This is a genomic window from Paludisphaera sp., from assembly GCF_037189885.1.
Lineage (GTDB): Bacteria > Planctomycetota > Planctomycetia > Isosphaerales > Isosphaeraceae > Paludisphaera.
The window spans coordinates 16599-32953 of the sequence record NZ_JBBCIR010000009.1 but is presented as its reverse complement, the minus strand read 5'-3'; the positions used below and the strand labels follow the sequence as shown (position 1 = coordinate 32953).

General features: G+C 71.5%; 15 protein-coding genes. 8 read left to right on the top strand and 7 right to left on the bottom strand.

Annotated features, from left to right (window positions below; genetic code table 11):
* Positions 1–123 precede the first annotated feature (123 nt).
* From WG209_RS03810 to WG209_RS03795, 4 genes are all read right to left on the bottom strand, one after another.
* On the bottom strand, positions 124–816 hold the full coding sequence (locus WG209_RS03810) for an HAD family phosphatase (protein WP_337173677.1): 693 nt from the start codon (positions 814–816) through the stop codon (positions 124–126).
* Positions 817–904: 88 nt separating this feature from the next.
* Complete coding sequence (locus WG209_RS03805) at positions 905–1252, bottom strand: P-II family nitrogen regulator (RefSeq protein WP_337173676.1); 348 nt, start codon at positions 1250–1252, stop codon at positions 905–907.
* Between the two features lie 612 nt (positions 1253–1864).
* Complete coding sequence (locus WG209_RS03800; protein WP_337173675.1) at positions 1865–2053, bottom strand: hypothetical protein; 189 nt, start codon at positions 2051–2053, stop codon at positions 1865–1867.
* A 17-nt stretch (positions 2054–2070) separates the two neighbouring features.
* The gene (locus WG209_RS03795; protein ID WP_337173674.1) at positions 2071–2355 is read right to left on the bottom strand and encodes a hypothetical protein; all 285 of its coding nucleotides are present in this window, start codon (positions 2353–2355) and stop codon (positions 2071–2073) included.
* Between the two features lie 286 nt (positions 2356–2641).
* On the opposite strand from WG209_RS03795, the gene WG209_RS03790 reads away from it, so the two are divergent.
* On the top strand, positions 2642–3487 hold the full coding sequence (locus WG209_RS03790; protein WP_337173673.1) for an RNA polymerase sigma factor RpoD/SigA: 846 nt from the start codon (positions 2642–2644) through the stop codon (positions 3485–3487).
* Positions 3488–3500: 13 nt separating this feature from the next.
* Here WG209_RS03790 and queA read toward each other — a convergent pair whose 3' ends face one another.
* Positions 3501–4544, bottom strand: coding sequence for a tRNA preQ1(34) S-adenosylmethionine ribosyltransferase-isomerase QueA (queA, locus tag WG209_RS03785; protein ID WP_337173672.1), 1044 nt, complete (start codon positions 4542–4544; stop codon positions 3501–3503).
* Between the two features lie 89 nt (positions 4545–4633).
* Here queA and WG209_RS03780 point away from each other — a divergent pair, with 89 nt between their 5' ends.
* Entirely contained in the window at positions 4634–5830 is a 1197-nt protein-coding gene (locus tag WG209_RS03780) for a glycosyltransferase (protein ID WP_337173671.1), read from the top strand.
* Here WG209_RS03780 and WG209_RS03775 read toward each other — a convergent pair.
* Complete coding sequence (locus WG209_RS03775) at positions 5803–6405, bottom strand: hypothetical protein (RefSeq protein WP_337173670.1); 603 nt, start codon at positions 6403–6405, stop codon at positions 5803–5805. The two genes, WG209_RS03780 and WG209_RS03775, sit on opposite strands and share 28 nt — an antisense overlap.
* A 757-nt stretch (positions 6406–7162) precedes the next feature.
* Here WG209_RS03775 and WG209_RS03770 point away from each other — a divergent pair.
* The 6 genes from WG209_RS03770 (at position 7163) to WG209_RS03745 (ending at position 15788) form a co-directional block, all read left to right on the top strand.
* A complete protein-coding gene (locus WG209_RS03770) occupies positions 7163–7702 on the top strand; it encodes a helix-turn-helix transcriptional regulator (RefSeq protein WP_337173669.1) in 540 nt (179 codons plus the stop codon).
* Positions 7703–7870: 168 nt separating this feature from the next.
* A complete protein-coding gene (locus WG209_RS03765; protein WP_337173668.1) occupies positions 7871–9106 on the top strand; it encodes a BON domain-containing protein in 1236 nt (411 codons plus the stop codon).
* A 234-nt stretch (positions 9107–9340) separates the two neighbouring features.
* The gene (gene shc, locus WG209_RS03760; RefSeq protein WP_337173667.1) at positions 9341–11329 is read left to right on the top strand and encodes a squalene--hopene cyclase; all 1989 of its coding nucleotides are present in this window, start codon (positions 9341–9343) and stop codon (positions 11327–11329) included.
* A gap of 82 nt (positions 11330–11411) precedes the next feature.
* A complete protein-coding gene (gene hpnH / locus WG209_RS03755) occupies positions 11412–12413 on the top strand; it encodes an adenosyl-hopene transferase HpnH (RefSeq protein WP_337173666.1) in 1002 nt (333 codons plus the stop codon).
* Between the two features lie 76 nt (positions 12414–12489).
* Positions 12490–13257 carry a nucleoside phosphorylase gene (locus tag WG209_RS03750; RefSeq protein ID WP_337173665.1) on the top strand — a complete coding sequence of 256 codons (768 nt, stop codon included), beginning with the start codon at positions 12490–12492 and terminating at the stop codon, positions 13255–13257.
* Between the two features lie 200 nt (positions 13258–13457).
* The gene (locus WG209_RS03745) at positions 13458–15788 is read left to right on the top strand and encodes a patatin-like phospholipase family protein (RefSeq protein WP_337173664.1); all 2331 of its coding nucleotides are present in this window, start codon (positions 13458–13460) and stop codon (positions 15786–15788) included.
* Between the two features lie 15 nt (positions 15789–15803).
* On the opposite strand, the gene WG209_RS03740 is transcribed toward WG209_RS03745, so the two are convergent.
* Entirely contained in the window at positions 15804–16340 is a 537-nt protein-coding gene (locus WG209_RS03740; protein ID WP_337173663.1) for a hypothetical protein, read from the bottom strand.
* Between the last annotated feature and the right edge of the window lie 15 nt (positions 16341–16355).

Here is a 16355-nt window from a genome sequence, read left to right as displayed (position 1 = left end):
CCCTGTTATTGATGCCTTGGGATTCGGGCCGCCGTAGGGGGCCAGGCGGCCCGTCGATCAGGATCGGACAGGCCGCCGGTCGTCCCCGATGGTCCATTGTAACCGCGTCGGCCCGTCGGCGGCTCAGCGGGCCGGGAAGGTCGCCTGGATCCAGGCGGGGGTGAGGGTGGCCAGGTCGTCGATGGTGGCGTCGGCGCCGGCGGCGAGGAGGTCGGCGGCGGGGTAGGTCTGGGTGATGCCGACGGCCTTCATGCCGGCTCCCTTGGCCGACTGGAGCCCCGCGGTGCTGTCCTCGATCACCAGGCACGAGGCGGCTTGCAGGTCGAGCGCGGGGTGGACCTGGCGCAGGGCCTCGAGCGCCTGGACGTAGCCGGCCGGGTGGGGCTTGCAGTGGGTGGCGTCCTCGGCGGCGACGATGGCGGAGATCCGGTCGCGCAGGCCCAGCTTCTCCAGCGTGAAGACGATCTCCCCGCGCAGGGCGCCGGAGTTGATCGCCACCGGGTACTGGTCGGCCATCCGTCGGACCGTGGCGGCGGCGTCGGGGAAGTACTTCAGCCCCTGCTCGGCCACCTCGAAGTAGCGGCGGCCCTTGCGGGCGATCATGTCGGCGATGCGCGCGTCGTCATAGGCCTGGCCATGGTCGGCCAGGACGTGCTCGAAGCATCCGGCGTCGTCGTAGCCGAGGTAGCGTTCGTGGTAGGCCTCGAAGGTGAGGTCCACGCCCTCCTGTAGCAGCACCTCGCGGAACAGGTCGAAGTGGACCGACTCGTCGTCGACGAGGACACCGTTGAAGTCGAAGATCACGGCGGAAATCATGGGGCTTCGTCACCGGGGCTGGGGCTGCGGGGATGCGTCGGGGTCGGTCGATGATCGGGGGGGATGGCGGTCGGGCGGGCCGGCTCGGCTAGATGGCCTCGGGCCCGCGTTCGCCGGTGCGGATCCGGATGCAGTCGTCCAGCGGGAGGATGAAGATCTTGCCGTCGCCGATGTTGCCGTCGGGACCGCCGCGGGCGGCCTGGAGGATGGCCCGGACGGTCGGCTCGACGAAGTCCTCGTTGACGGCGATCTGGAGCTGGGTCTTGCGCCTGAGGCTCAGCGTGACCTCGTGGCCGCGGTAGACCTCCGCGGCCCCCTTCTGGCGGCCGAAGCCCTGCACGTCCATGATCGTCAGCCGGAAGACCTCGACCCGCGACAGGGCCTCCTTCACGGCCTCGAGCTTCGTCGGCTGGATGATGGCGATGATCAGCTTCATGGTCCGGCCCGGCCGCGCGTGGGGCGAAGCGCGGAGCCCGCGCCCGAACGGCCCATTCTCAAGCAGCCCCGCGTCCGGCGTCAACCTGGCCTCGCCGGAAGCGCGCGCGTTTCGACCCCGGCCGCCGGTCGCGCCCCGAGAAACATTCCAGATTCCTGAAATCCCGCCGATCCCGCCGCGGACTATACGGGAGCATTGATGACGGTGCTCCTTGACAATCCGGAAGCAGTGGAGCGCCGAGGGGCGTCGGCCTCCCGGCTCCCATCCCCCCCACGCTGGGCCGACGACCCGACGCTTTCTCGGCGCTGGATGCGAAACGCGCCGTCGTCCGTCTCGGCCGTTACTCCGGAGCATCCCTCCCTCCCAGCCCAGGGGGAACGGACGGGCGGTTCACGCTCGACGAGCCCGGCGTGGCGCGAGAAACCGCTTCGAAAATGACGAACGAAGCCACCCCGCCTCGGCCGCAAACCCCTTAACGGCAATGCCTTGGCCGAGAATCGGCGGAAACCGCGGCGCGCGAACGAACCCACCGCGCGCGGTGGGGCCGTCGGGGCATGCCTCGCCGGTGTCGAGGTCGAAAGGCACGCCCAGGTCGGGACGCGGGGGGATCGGTCAGTGCGCGCCGTGATCGTGCCCGGGGCCATGGGCATGGCCATGGCCATGGCCGGCGCCATGCCCGTCGGCTTGCTGGAACATGGAGGGGGGGTAGTCGTCGCGGGTCTCGGCCCAGGTGCAGCCGGCGACGGCCGCGACGGCGGCGATCATCAGGCAGGCGAGGGCGCGGGCGGCATTCCTGGCCATGGCGAGTTCCTTCCGTGTCAAGGTCCGGTGGGCCCGGAGGAGGGGACGCCCGCGCCGCCGCCCTGCGCGGCGCTGGGGGCGGAGGTCTGGCCCGATTCGCGCGTCGCGGTGGGCGAGAGCGGGGCGGGGCCGGCTTGCGAGTACGCGTGGCCCCCTTCGAGCGGGGGCCCGGTGTACGAGCCCGGGAGGGCCGCGAACCGGCCCGGGACCGGGAATTCGTGGCACTCGTCGCAGAACGTCGCGCAGCCGACGCCGCACGTCGCCAGGGCGACGGCCGCGACCGCGTGTCGAAGCCTGAACATGGGCGATCCCTCCTCCTGATTCCCTCTCGATCGCGGGCCCGTCGTCCTCAACGGGCCGAGAGGATTCATCGGCCGGCCCGCCCCGCCACGATGAGCCGAATCCCCCCGCCCTCCCCATCGACCGGGGCGCGCTTCGGGACGTCGAGTTCTCCCCCCAGGCGTGGATGTCTTAGGGTTCTGATGGACGGGCCCCTCAAGGAAGACTCGCGGCCTCGGGCGCGCCCGGCCGCGCCGGGCGTCGTCGGAGTCGACGGGACCGCGCTCGATCTTCAAGGAGTATGCACCGATGGCATCCAGGAACGTCAGCCGCCGAGAGCCGGGCGCCTCCCCGCTCCAGATCTACCTCCAGGACATCAACGACACCGCGCTCCTCAGCGCCGAGGAGGAGCGCGAGCTGGCCGCGCGGATCGCCGAGGGGGATCCCTTCGCCCGCGAGCACATGGTGAAGGCCAACCTCCGCCTGGTCGTGAACATCGCCCGTGGCTACGTCGGCAAGGGGCTGAACCTCGAGGACCTGATCGAGGAGGGGAACCTCGGCCTGATGCGCGCCGTCGAGGGCTACGACGGCATGATGGAGACGCGGTTCAGCACCTACGCCAGCTACTGGATCAAGCAGTCGATCCGCCGGGCCGTGATGAACAACGGCAAGCCGATCCGCCTGCCGGCCTACATGGTGACGCTACTGGCGAAGTGGAAGCGGGCCTCCAACGCCCTGGCCGAGCGCCTGGGCCGCCAGCCGACGCACGAGGAGGTCGGCAAGGCGCTGAAGCTCTCCAAGAAGAAGATCGGCATCGTCGCCAAGGCGATCCGGGTCAACGGCCTGACCCACCAGCCCGACCACTCCGGCGACGAGGGCCAGGCCCTCGACGACGTCCTGACCGACGACGGCAAGGCGCCCGAGGACCTGATGATGGAGACCGACGACCTGGAGCGGATCCTCGGCCGCCTCGACGCGCTGGACGACCGCGAGGCCGACGTCCTCCGCATGCGGTTCGGCCTGGAGCCGTTCGAGCCGATGACCCTCCGCGAGGTGGGCGAGCGCCTCGGCCTGACCCGCGAGCGGGTCCGCCAGCTGGAGCACCAGGCGCTCCGCAAGCTGACCCGCGACGCGGAAGACCTGGCGTGGGCCTGACGGCCGGCGCCCGTCAGCCCAGGATCAGCATGGCGTCGCCGTAGCTGTAGAAGCGATAGCGGCGCCGCACGGCCTCGGCGTAGGCGGTCCGGATCAGCCCCGGGCCCGCCAGCGCGGAGACCAGCACCAGCAGGCTGCTCCGCGGCAGGTGGAAGTTCGTGACCAGGGCGTCCACCGCGCGGAATTCGTGCCCCGGCCGGATGAACAGGTCGGTCCGGCCGCGGTACTCCTCCAGCCTCCCCAAGGCCGCCGCCGTCTCCAGGGTGCGCGTGCTGGTGGTGCCGACGGCCACGACCCGGCCGCCGGCAGCCTTCGCGTCGTTGAGCCGGTCGGCCGTCTCGCGGGAGACCTCGGCCCATTCGGCGTGCATGCGGTGGGCCTCGACCGTCTCGGCCTCGATCGGCCGGAACGTCCCCACGCCGACGTGCAGCGTGACGTCGGCCGTCGCCACGCCCCGCGCCGCCAGCCGGGCGAACACGTCGTCGGTGAAGTGGAGCCCGGCCGTCGGCGCGGCCACCGACCCCGGCCGGCGGGCGTAGACGGTCTGGTAGCGCTCCAGATCGCCCTCGCCGGCGAGCCCGCGCCGGATGTACGGCGGCAGGGGGGTCTGGCCGAAGCGGGCCAGCAGTTCCAGGGTCGTCGCGGGAGCCTCGGGCGTCGGGCGGACGATCCACGATCCCCCCTCGCCGCGCCCTTCCAGGATCAACGCCAGCCCGGGGGCCTCGCCCACCGTCACCGATTCGCCGAGCGCCGGCCGGCCGCGGGTCTGGGCCAGGATCTCCCAGGTGCCGTCGCCGCGGTCGTCGAGGAACAGCCCCTCCCACCTGCCCCCCGTCGCCGATCGCCGGCCGATCAGCCGGGCGGGGACCACGCGCGAATCGTTGCGGACCAGCACGTCGCGCGGGCCGAGGAGGTCCGGCAGGTCGGCGAACGCGCGATGGTCGATCGTCCCGGAAAGGCGGTCGACCACCATCAGCCGCGAGGCGTCGCGGGGCTCCGCGGGATGCTGGGCGATCAACTCGTCGGGGAGGTCGAAGTCGTATTCCGAGGTCAACACGGGGCGTCGGGCTCTGGGGCGGGGCGGGGCGATGGTATAACGGGGCGACCCATGGCGCGGCCCCCCCGTCGATCCCGAGCGATTATATCGTGCAGAGCCTCAAGCGACGCCTGGAGATCGCCGCCCGCGCCCGACGCCCCTGGCCGGACCGACCCGTCCCGATCGCGCTGGTGATCACCGACCTGGACGTCGGCGGGGCCGAGCGGGCGATGACCTCGTTGGTCCTCGGGCTGGACCGTCGCCGATGGGCGCCGCTGGTCGTGAACCTCAGCGCCGAGGGGGAGCTGGCGGCCGTGATCCGCGACGCCGGCATCCCGGTCGAGAGCCTGGGCCTGGGCCGTCGGAGCCTGGCGCGCGGGGTGGCCGGGCTGGTCGCGGCCCTGCGGCGACACCGCCCGGCGCTGGCGCAGAGCTTCCTCTTCCACGCCAACCTCCTGACGAAGCTGGCGGCGCCCGCCGCGGGCTCCCCCTGGGTGCTCGGGGGGCTCCGGGTCGCCGAGCGCCAGAAGCGGTGGCACCTGACGCTCGACCGCCTCACCGGCCGGATGGCCTGCGGCTCGGTCTGCGTCTCCGGCGGGGTAACGCGGTTCAGCGTCGAGCAAGGGGGGCTCGACCCGGACCGGCTGACCGTGATCCCCAACGGCGTCGAGCTATCCCGGTTCGACGTCCCGCCCGTCGACCGCGCGACGCTGGGCGTCCCTGGAGACGCCTTCCTCGCGCTGGCCGTCGGCCGGCTCGACGTCCAGAAGGGGTTGCCCGACCTGCTGGCCGCCGTTGGACTCGCGGCGGGCGACGCCCCCGGGCTGCGACTGGCGGTGGTCGGCGACGGACCCTTGCGGGGCTGGCTCGAAGCGGAAATCGCCGCGCGGCCGGGGCTGTCGGGGCGCGTCCGGCTCCTGGGCCGCCGCGACGACGTCCCGGCACTGATGCGGGGGGCCGACCTGCTGGTCCACGCGGCCCACTGGGAGGGGATGCCGAACGTGGTGCTGGAGGCGATGGCCGCCGGCCTGCCGGTCGTCGCGACGGCCGTGGAGGGGGTCGACGAGCTGGTCGCGCCGGGGGAGACCGGCTGGATCGTCCCGCCGCGCGACCCCGAGGCCCTGGCTGGGGCGATCCGACGGGCCGCGGCCGACCGCGAGGCGTCGCGACGCCTGGGGGCCGCGGGGCGTCGCCGCGCGAGGGAGGCGTTCTCGACGGCCCGGATGGTCGAGCGGTACGAGGCTCTCTGGGCGGCCGTGATCGGCCTCGACGACGGGCGTCAGGCGTTGCCGACCGACCAGGCGTAGGCGGCCTCCAGCCGGCGCGTGGCGTCCGGGCGCTCGCGGCACGCCTCGGCGGTCGCCAGGACGCACTCCAGCGGGTCGAACGGGGAGGCGGCCTGCGCCCGGATCGCCAGGTGCAACTCCCGGGTGAAATCGGGGCTCAGCGTCACCCCGCGCTGGGCGTGGATCAGGCCGTCGTCCGCCCCGACCAGCGTGATCCAGAGCAGCGCCCGCCATTCGGGCGAGGCCGGCTCCGGGGGCGTCGCGCGGGCGGCCCGATGCTGGAGGTGCCAGCAGTAAGGCGCGTCCCCCCACCCCGCCCAGCCCTCGAAGCAATACGCCAGGTAGAAGACCGGCCCCGCCACGCTCAGCGCGAACCGGGGCTGCCCGCGGCGGACGCCGGCGATCATCTCGGGCGTCGGCGACGCGACGAACAGGGTCAACTCGTGGCCCGACTTGCCATGGCCGTACTGGGCGCCCTCGGGCCAGCGGGCTCGCCCCGCCTCGAACGGCTCTCCCACGCGGTACGAGGGCACGCGGAACTCCTCGGCCGAGCGATTCCAATGGGAGGCCGGAGTCAGGCGATTGCGGAGATTCATCTCAGCCTCGTCGTGCTAGAGCCCGGTCCACCGCGACGCGTCCGGTCCCCCCGTCGCATCCGGCCCGCCTCCCCCGGGATGCCCGCGCCCCCGTCGCGGCGAGCCGCCGGGCGCCCGACGCCCCGAGTCGGCGCCGTCCTCTCCCTGTAATACGCACGACGCCCGCGGATCCTTACAAGGCCCGTCGAAAATCGTAGCGACCGTCGGCCGGCCCCGGCGACCTCGCCACAATCATCAACAAACATAGATACGATTTATACGGATCGGGTCCGCCGGGACTCGTCTCGAAAGCTCCACGACGCTCGCGGCGACATCCGGGACGAGCGGGCGATCCGGCGATAAATGGCAAACCACTTCCCGGCACGCAAAACCTTGCGCGGAAGTTACTCCGAACGAATTCGGCGTCGGAGGGGGCCGGCCAACCCCGCGCCGAGACGCATCATGATGCCATTTTACTGGATCGGCGAAGTGGGCCGATCCGGCGAGCGGGGGAAGTCGACGATCGGGCCGGCGCGGGCGGGCATCGGGCGTCGGCCGGCGAGTCGCGAGACGAGGGCGGGCCCGGCCATTTGGATGGGTTGATTCAGGGAGGCAATTCCCAATGTAGGCGATTCGCGTCGTTTCGGAATTGATTTTTTTTGAGGATGATATACTATTCCCTTAAACCAGGATGGTCTCGGCCCATCCGATCGAAATCGAATCCTCTCGACCAGCACGACCACGTTCGCGCTTGCACTCACAGAAGACGAGATTTTCCATGAACCTTGCGAAACGAATTCGGGACCTGCGCTACGCCAAGGGGTGGGGGCCCGACGAGCTCGCCAGCCGGGCGAAGATCTCCCGGACGGCCCTATACCAGATCGAGCGCGGCAACACGAGCAAGCCGCAGGCGGGGACGCTGCGGCGGATCTCGCGGGCGCTCGGGGTTCCGCTGGAGGTCCTGCTCGACTCGACGCCCATGCTGGGGGACCAGGGGGAAGTCGAGCCGACGGCGCCGACGCCGGCCTACTCGCCGGCCCCCTACGGCGGCGAGCGGTCGTTCGCCAGCGACCGTGGCGAGGAGCTGATCGAGAAGTTCCGGCTCCTGCTGGCCTCGCCCATGGCCGACGGGATCGCCCGGATCGTGGAGGAGTCGTTCCGTCTCCTGCCGATCATCCCGCCGCCGGTGCAGAGCCAGGCGTCGCACTTCATGGCCTCCCTGGACGCCGAGCCCATCCGCAACCGTCACCGTTCGCGACCGTCGCAGCCCTCCTCGACGCCCGCCCCGGCCCCGGCCGAGGCCCCGGCCGCCGAGTGATTTTCGACGCGCCCCCGCCTCGGCGGGGGCCGCCCGTCGCATAGCCCCGGCCTTTCTCGATGCGCTCCTTCAGGGGGCCGATCCCCGACGACTTGCCGTCGGGCCCTCGTCGCCCCTAGACTTCAACGCGCGGCGGTCCCGCGTCGCGCGTCGATAGGGGGGCGGACCATGACCGCGCGCGTCGGATCGATCGTGCTCGCCACGCTCGTCGCCTCCACGGCGACCTCGGCCCCCGGCCAGACGCCAGACGCCCCGGAGCGGGCTGTCGTCGAGGCCCTGCGGGCCAATCCCCTCCTCCTGCCCTACCCGATCCGCGTCACCGCGGGCAAGTCGGGCGAGATCATCCTCTCGGGCAAGGTAGGCTCCAGGGCCCTCCACGACGAGGCGATCCGCACAGTCCTCGACATGGGCCTCGTCCCTCATGACGCCCTGACCATCGACACGGCCGAGGCCTACCGTGTCGCGGCCGAGCAGGTCCAGAACATCGCCCCCGCGTCGTACTTCGTCTACCCGCCGCCCCTCTTCGGCCGGATCGACGAGCCGTTCTGGGGCATGGAGCCTCCCGTGGTCAGCTTCCCGCCGGGCTACGCGCGCCGGGCGGGCCCGTCGGTCGCCGCGTCTCGTCCCGCCACCACGCCCGAGGAACGCATGCGCCGCGCCGCCGCGCCTCCGATCGGGAAGATCGACCTCGCGGTCGACGAGTTCGGCCAGGTCCACCTCTCCGGGGTGGCGGCCAGCGAGGAGGACAAGCGGCGCATCGAGGAAGAGGCGATGCGGACCCCCGGCGTGACCCGGGTCTCCAGCGAATTGAAGGTCCTCGACCGGGCCACCCCACCGCCGCCCCCCCTCCCCTTCGACGGCAAGCCGATCGAGACCATGCCCGCCGACGAGGCCGACGCGCAGGCCGAGCCCCCCCCGCCCCCCGCCGATCCCTCCGATGCGAACGTCCCCGACGCGCTCTCCGCACGGATCGAACAGGCTCTCGAACGCCGTCCGGCACTCAAGGGGTTGAAATTCGACGCGAGCGTCAAAAATGCGGTGGTCACCCTTAGGGGCAAGGTCCCCTCCGCGTACGAGGCGATGCTAGCATTTCGCGCCGTCGAGCGGACTCCGGGCGTCCGGGCGGTGGTCGACGAGCTGGAATTCCCGCTCCCCGACGAGAACTCGCCCAACCCCCTCCCCGACAAGGCCCGGCCCGACGACCTGGAGCCTTATCTCCTCCACCAGATCCGCCGCCACGCCGGCGAGGCGGCCCACGTCGACCGCGTCGACGTCATCGGTGACCTGGTCAAGGTCCGCGGCTCCCTCGCGCCCGGCGAGTCGCCCGACCGGATGGGGGCGATCCTCCGGTCCATGCCCCTGCTCCGCGACTTCCGCGTGGAATCGACCTTCTCCGCCGATTGACCGCCGCGTCGCGCGCGACACTGGAAAGAATGGGCTGAGTGTCCGTTCGTCGACGCAACCGTCAAGAACGCCGGCCGCAAATCGGGCGGTCGTTTGATCTTGATCGGATCTCCGCGACGCGCTTAGGATGACCCGCTGCCGGGGGGGCGTTCGGCGCCCATCCCCGCGCGCCGGGGATCGACGGCGATCCCGACCGGCCGGCCACCATCACGAGCGAACGAGGGTCGACGACGCATGATCGCCAACACGGAGGGAGGCGCTCGCCACGGCACCGCGGGCCAGTCTTTCGCCAGCGGCCACGACGCCGCGCTCGACCGGACGCGGGGTTGGCTCCGCGACCGCCAGCAGGCCGACGGCCACTGGGTCGCCGAGCTGGAAGGCGACACGATCCTCGAATCCGAGACGATCCTCCTGATGGCCTTCTTCGGCCGCGAGCGGGAGGACGTCTGCGTCCGGTGCGCCCGGTACCTGCTGGAACACCAGCTGCCCGAGGGGGGTTGGGCCAATTACCCCGGCGGCCCCGCCGATATCAGCACGTCGGTCAAGGGATACTTCGCCCTGAAGCTGACCGGCACCCCCGTCGACCATCCCGCCATGGTCAAGGCCCGCGAGGCCGTCCTGAAAATGGGGGGCGCGGGGGCCTGCAACAGCTTCACGCGGTTCTATCTCGCCCTGCTGGGCCAGGTCTCCTACGACGAGTGCCCGACCGTCCCGCCCGAGCTGACGCTGATCCCGAAGCATTGGGGCTTCAGCCTCTACGCGATGTCGTCGTGGACGCGGACCATCGTCGTGCCGCTGTCGATCGTCTCCCACTTCAAGCCCACGCGCCAGACGCCGGTGGGGATCGACGAGCTGTTCCTCGACGGCGTGAAGCGGTGGACCCGGCCGAAGTACCCGCTGTTCTCCTGGAGCCGGTTCTTCCTGATCGGCGACCGCGCCCTGAAGTGGTACGACCGCCTCGCGCCGGCGGCGTTGCGGCGCCCGGGGGTGAAGGCGGCGCACCGGTGGATGGTCGAGCACTTCGAGGATTCCGACGGCGTCGGCGCGATCTACCCGCCGATGGTCTACACGATCCTCTCGCTGCACTGCCTGGGATACGAGCCCGACTCCGAGCCGGTGGCCTGGGCGTGGCGGCAGCTTGAGGATCTGCGGATCGACGAGGGGGAGACCACGCGGTTCCAGCCCTGCGTCTCGCCGGTGTGGGACACGGCCATCGCGGCCATCGCCCTGTCGGACGCCGACGAGCCGGCCGACGAGCCGGCGGTGGAGAAGGCGGCCGAATGGCTCCTCTCCAAGGAGATCCGCCGCGGCGGCGACTGGCAGGTGCGTCGGCCGGGGATCGAGCCGACCGGCTGGCACTTCCAGTACGCCAACGGGTTCTACCCGGACATCGACGACACCGCGATGGTGCTGATGGCCCTGCTCCGCGCCGGCAAGGCGGACGAGCCGCGCTACGCCGCGTCGATCAAGCGGGCCGTCGACTGGCTGCTCGCCATGCAGAACCGGGACGGCGGCTGGGCGGCGTTCGACGTCGACATCGACAACGAGGTGCTGACCAAGGTCCCGTTCGCCGACCACAACGCCATGCTCGACCCGAGCTGCCCCGACATCACCGCGAGGGTGATCGAGGCCCTGGGCGACCTGGGCCACGCGGTCGACCACCCTTCGGTCCAGAAGGGGCTGGCCTACATCTGGCGGACGCAGGAGCCCGAGGGCTGCTGGTACGGCCGCTGGGGCGTGAACTACATCTACGGGACGTGGCAGGTGCTCCAGGGCCTCAAGGCGATCGGCCACCCGATGGACCACCCCGCCCTGGTCCGCGGGGCCGACTGGCTGGAGTCCGTCCAGCAGCCGTGCGGCGGCTGGGGCGAGACCTGCCGGACGTACGACGACCCCTCGCTGAAGGGGACCGGGAACCCGACCCCGTCGCAGACGGCCTGGGCCGTGCTGGGGCTGATGGCCGCCGGCCGCGCGGCCAGCCCGGCGGTCGCCCGCGGGATCCGCTACCTCGTCGACGCCCAGGCCGAGGACGGCTCGTGGGACGAGGCCGATTTCACCGGGACGGGCTTCCCCCGCGTCTTCTACCTGCGGTATCACCTGTATCGGATCTCGTTCCCGCTGATGGCCCTCGCCCGCTACGGCCGGGCCGTCGCCCGCGAGCGGGGCCTGGCCACTGGGGCGTTGGCGAGCCGCGTCCCGGCCGACCCCCGGCCGATCGCCTGATCAACAACCCCCTCGTCGAATCGAAACACCCCGCCCGATCCGGTTCGGTCTCACGCAAGCAGAACAAGGGAGTGACCGCAGCATGCGTTTCCCATTCGAGGCCACCAGCCGGATCGCCGGCTACATCGCGAGGAAGAAGCTCTCCAGGGCCAAGAAGTTCCCGATGGTCCTGATGCTGGAGCCGCTGCACGCCTGCAACCTGACCTGCACCGGATGCGGCCGGATCCGCGAGTACTCCCAGACGATCAAGCAGAAGCTGTCGATCGACGAATGCCTGGCCGCCGTCGACGACTGCGGCGCCCCGGTGGTCTCGATCTGCGGCGGCGAGCCGATGATCTACCCCGGCATCGGCGAGCTGACGGCCAAGATCCTGGAGCGCAAGAAGGTCGTCTACCTCTGCACCAACGGGATGTTCATCCGCAAGAAGATCGCGGACTTCAAGCCGAACAACCGCTTCTTCTTCAACGTCCACTTCGACGGCATGCGCAAGAACCACGACCTCGCCGTCGAGCGCGAGGGGGTCTTCGACATCGCCGTCGACGGCGTCAAGGCGGCCAAGGAGGCCGGGTTCCTCGTCTGCACGAACACGACGGTCTTCAAGGAGACCGACATGGCCGAGCTGGACGAGCTGTTCGGGTTCCTCACCGGCCTGGACGTCGACGGCTTCCTGATCTCCCCCGGCTACGGCTACGACGCCGTCGCGGACAAGGAGATGTTCCTCACCCGCGCCGACATCCGCGCCAAGTTCCGCGCCGCCGAGGCGATGTTCCGCAAGTACCGCTTCTACACCTCGCCGATCTACCTGGAGTTCCTCCAGGGCAAGCGCGAGCTGAGCTGCACCGCCTGGGCCAACCCCACGCGGAACATCAAGGGCTGGAAGGGCCCCTGCTACCTCATCACCGACACCCACCATCCCACCTTCGGCGACCTCATCGACGGCACCGACTGGGAGAAGTATGGGCCCGGCCGCGACCCCCGCTGCGAAAACTGCATGATGCACTCGGGGTTCGAGACCTCCGCCGCCCTGGGCGTCAACAGCCGCCTCGGCGACACGCTCAAGATGGTCAAGTGGCAGTTCATGTGAGATGAGGCGACGGCCGGCCGCGACCACGACCGTCCCCCCTCCCGCCGGGAGGGGGTAGCCGCGCGGAGGGATGTCCTTGGACCACGACTCCGCGTCACGCCCCAACCTCGCCCCGCCCCCATCGCCGGCCGACGTCGGCGTGGTGGCGGCGATGCCGATGGAGGTCGGCCACCTGGTCGACCGGCTGGCGAGGGTCAGCCGGTACTCCTCGCGCGGGCTGACCGTGGTCGAGGGGGAGCTTGAGGGCCGCCTGGTCGTCGTCGTCGCCTCGGGCGTCGGCGTGGCGGCGGCGAGGCGGGGCGTCGGGCACCTGCTCGACGGCCACCGGCCGCGCTCGCTGATCTCGGCGGGCTTCGCCGGGGCCCTGGACCCCGCGTTGAACCGCAACGACCTGCTCGCCCCCCGTTCGGTGGTCGACGGCCAGGGGGCCGCGATCGAGCTGGACCCGACGGCCGTCGCGGCGGTCCCCACCGTCCGCGCGATCGACCGATTGCTGCTGGTGGACCGGGTCATCGGCCGCGTCGCCGAGAAATCGCGCCTCCGCGCCGAGCATTCGGCCGACGCGGTCGACATGGAGACCTTCGCCGCGGCCGACGCCGCCCGCGCGCGCCACGTCCCGTTCCATTCCCTTCGCGTCGTCAGCGACGACGCCCGGACGGATCTCCCCCCCGGGATCGACCGGATGCTCAACGCCTCCGGGAGCTACCGCGTCGGCGCGGCGATCCGCGCGCTGGTCGCGCGGCCCTCGGCCGTGAAGGACTTCTGGTCGCTGCACGCCCACGCCCAGGAGGCCGCCGACCGCCTGGCCGACGCCCTCCAGGTCCTGCTGCGCGGCCTGGCCTGATCGCGAGGCCCCGCCCCGGGAGCCTCCGCGACGCGTCGGCGCGCCAGTTGCGATTAATCGCGCTCCATGGACGCGCCGGCCGCGAAGGCCGCAGCGCGGCCGGCGGTCGATCCGCGTCGCGGCGGAAGCAGTTGACGAGACATCTCGCGGCGGCGACTCCCCGCGCCGTCGCGTCGCGAATAGGTCACGGAGGCGAGACCATGCCCAAGATCGGACTGGCCCTGTCCGGGGGCGGATTCCGAGCCACGCTCTATCACCTGGGGATCATCCGATTCCTCCGCGACGCCGGGATGCTGCGCGACGTCACGCACATCACGTCCGTCTCCGGGGGGAGCATCCTCGCGGCCCACCTGGTCCTGAACTGGGAGCGGTACAACGGCGCCCCCGAGGAGTTCGACAAGGCCGCGAAGGAGATCCTCGACTTCGTCCGGATGGACATCCGCAACCGGATCGTCAGGCGCTACCCGTTCGCCGTCCTGGCGACGGCCCCGCGGTGGATCCTGCGGCGGCCCGTCAAGCGGCGGTACACCCGGGCCGGCATGCTCGAACACCATTACGAGAAGCACCTGTACGGCGACGTCTGCCTCTACGAGCTGCCCGAATCCCCCGAGCTGCACATCCTGGCGACGAACCTCAGCGAGGGCTGCATCACGTCGTTCACGCGGTCGGGCCTGATCATGCAGCGCCGGCTGCCGGGGGACCGGGTGCAGTTCGAGCGGATCCACGCGGGGCTGGCGACGGTCTCGCTGGCGGTGGCGGCGTCGTCGGCGTTCCCCGGGTTCTTCCCGCCGATCCAGCTCCACTCGCACGACATCGGGGCCGCCGAGGCGGCCTTCTCGCACCAGGCGTTCACCGACGGCGGCGTCTTCGACAACCTGGGCATCCGCGCGTTCCGGTTCATCGAGCGATGCTGGTCCGAGGAATGCCGGCCGACCGAGGCCGACGGCCGCGAGATCGAGGTGGAGGAGGCGCCCCCCCGCGACCAGGAGGCCGTCGTCGCCGGCTCGGGGACGGGGGCGAGGAAGGCCGCGCGCGTCGCCGCGTCGAGCGGCGGCGGGCGCGACGACGAGGACGAGGACGTCGAGGAGGCCGAGCCCGGCGACGGGACCGGCCTCGCCCCCGACCACGTCCCCGGCGCGCCGCCGCCGGTCCGGCCGTCGGCCTCGAACTTCGACGCCGTGATCGTCAGCGACGCCGGCGCCAAGCTGAGCATCACCCGCGACGCGTTCAGCGGCGGCCTGATCCAGACGGCCATGCGCTCCTCGGACATCCTGATGGACCGCGTCTGGCAGCTGGAGAAGGAGATCTTCGGCGCGGCCGAGGGGTTCCTGTTCACGCCGATCTACCGCCTGGTCGAGCCCGACGAGGATCCCACGGCCCCGCCGCCGGTGGTCCAGCGCCAGGTGGTCGGCATGCGGACCGACCTGGACCGATTCACGCCCGCCGAGATCCGCGCCCTCGTGCGCCACGGCTACTGCATCGCCCGCCAGGCGTGCCGCTCCCGCCCCGACGTGTTCGGCCACGACCTACCCGACGATCCGCCGTGGGATCCCATGCCCCGGCCGCCGCGCAAGATCGACCGCCTCCTCGGCCGCGATCGCCCCACGTCGGACGCGACCGCCCTCGCCCGCGAGCTGCAAGGCTCGGCCGCGCGTCGCATCTTCAGCACGCTTCTGGACCGCAAGGACGCGATGACCTACCTGTTCCTGCCGCTCATGCTCGCGGTGCTCCTCTCCGGGCCTTACCTCCTCTACCGCACCTACACCAGCACCATGAGCGTCCGCCAGGCGCTGGGGCTCGTCGCCGAGGGGAACCCGGACGAGGCTCGGCTCCTGAACCTCGTGCGCGGCGGGCCCGTGTCTAGCCTGGAGGGGCTCAAGCCGGCCGCCGTCGACCGGTTCGAGCCCCCCGACTTCCGCGGCTTCGAGTTCCTCACCGACTCGCACATCGTCGACCTCCGCCTCTGGCGGCGCGACAACCTCTCCCTGGGCCGCGGGTCCGCGCCGCAGGTCTATCAGCACCGGCGCTACCTGGTGCGCAGGACCGGCGAGGAGGGTGCCGACGACCACCTGCGGTTCCAGTTCGACAGCCGCTCGCCGGATCTCACCGTCGCCTGCTCCAACCGGAGCCTCGCGCCGACCCTCAAGCAGATCCCCCCCGAGGGCGAGGCGCGGGACTACCGCTGGGAGCTGGACCTGGACTTCAGCGGCGTCCCGATCGGCGAGCCCGTCGAGGTCATCGTGGACCAGATCTACCGGGGCCCGGAGATCCGCGAGGGACGCGACGGCGCCAACGCGCTGGTCCACGTCAGCTACGGCATCACGAAGGTCGCGAGGATGTGGATCCTCATGCCCTCGCGACGCCCGGGGGGGCGGCTCAGCCTGATCGCCTACAAGGCGTCGAAGCCCGAGGAACGCCGCCCCATCCGGCCGACCCGCCTGTTCGAGGCCCTCGACGGCGCGGTCGTCGGCTGGGAGATCATCGGCCCGGACCCGGACACGACCTACGAAGGGCACTGGATCCTGGAGTGAGCCGACGCGCCTAGGTCACGGCGCCTTGGCCGCCGGCGCGGCGGCGGCGGGGGCCGTGGCCCCCCCCGGCGAGAGCGTGCCCCGCACCGGCCGGGTCGCCGCCGACGCGCCGCTGCGGATCCGCTGGACCTGGTCATCCGGGGCGAGCATGCTGTCGACCCCCATCGTCGCCAGCGGCGACACCAGGCACATCAGCAGCGCGCCGATCCCCAGCGCGTGCCAGGGGTGGAACTCCAGCACGAACAGGAAGACCGCGAACCAGACGATCCCCTGGAGCACCGTCGTGCCGAGGGTCGCCGTGAACATCGTCTCGAACGACGGGTGGAAGTAGGTCATCATCAGGGCCAGGATCGTCGCCGCCAGCGAGACCTTCAGCCCGGCCCGGGGCGTCACCTCGTCGTAGAGCGCGTCCTGCGCGATCTCGACCGCCGTGAAGCTGCCGACGAAGGCCACGGCCCAGTAGACCACGAACGAGAAGAAGAGCGTCCACATGGCGGGGGTCCCGGCTCCCTGGCGGTTGACACGCGGGCCGTCGGCGATGGCCGACTGCATCCTACTCCGAAGCCC

Bases quoted from the DNA above. Each gene is read 5' to 3' on its own strand.
- WG209_RS03810 (WP_337173677.1), bottom strand. From the start codon at position 816: ATGATTTCCGCCGTGATCTTCGACTTCAACGGTGTCCTCGTCGACGAC.
- WG209_RS03805 (WP_337173676.1), bottom strand. From the start codon at position 1,252: ATGAAGCTGATCATCGCCATCATCCAGCCGACGAAGCTCGAGGCCGTG.
- WG209_RS03800 (WP_337173675.1), bottom strand. From the start codon at position 2,053: ATGGCCAGGAATGCCGCCCGCGCCCTCGCCTGCCTGATGATCGCCGCC.
- WG209_RS03795 (WP_337173674.1), bottom strand. From the start codon at position 2,355: ATGTTCAGGCTTCGACACGCGGTCGCGGCCGTCGCCCTGGCGACGTGC.
- WG209_RS03790 (WP_337173673.1), top strand. From the start codon at position 2,642: ATGGCATCCAGGAACGTCAGCCGCCGAGAGCCGGGCGCCTCCCCGCTC.
- WG209_RS03775 (WP_337173670.1), bottom strand. From the start codon at position 6,405: ATGAATCTCCGCAATCGCCTGACTCCGGCCTCCCATTGGAATCGCTCG.
- WG209_RS03770 (WP_337173669.1), top strand. From the start codon at position 7,163: ATGAACCTTGCGAAACGAATTCGGGACCTGCGCTACGCCAAGGGGTGG.
- WG209_RS03765 (WP_337173668.1), top strand. From the start codon at position 7,871: ATGACCGCGCGCGTCGGATCGATCGTGCTCGCCACGCTCGTCGCCTCC.
- shc (WP_337173667.1), top strand. From the start codon at position 9,341: ATGATCGCCAACACGGAGGGAGGCGCTCGCCACGGCACCGCGGGCCAG.
- hpnH (WP_337173666.1), top strand. From the start codon at position 11,412: ATGCGTTTCCCATTCGAGGCCACCAGCCGGATCGCCGGCTACATCGCG.
- WG209_RS03745 (WP_337173664.1), top strand. From the start codon at position 13,458: ATGCCCAAGATCGGACTGGCCCTGTCCGGGGGCGGATTCCGAGCCACG.
- WG209_RS03740 (WP_337173663.1), bottom strand. From the start codon at position 16,340: ATGCAGTCGGCCATCGCCGACGGCCCGCGTGTCAACCGCCAGGGAGCC.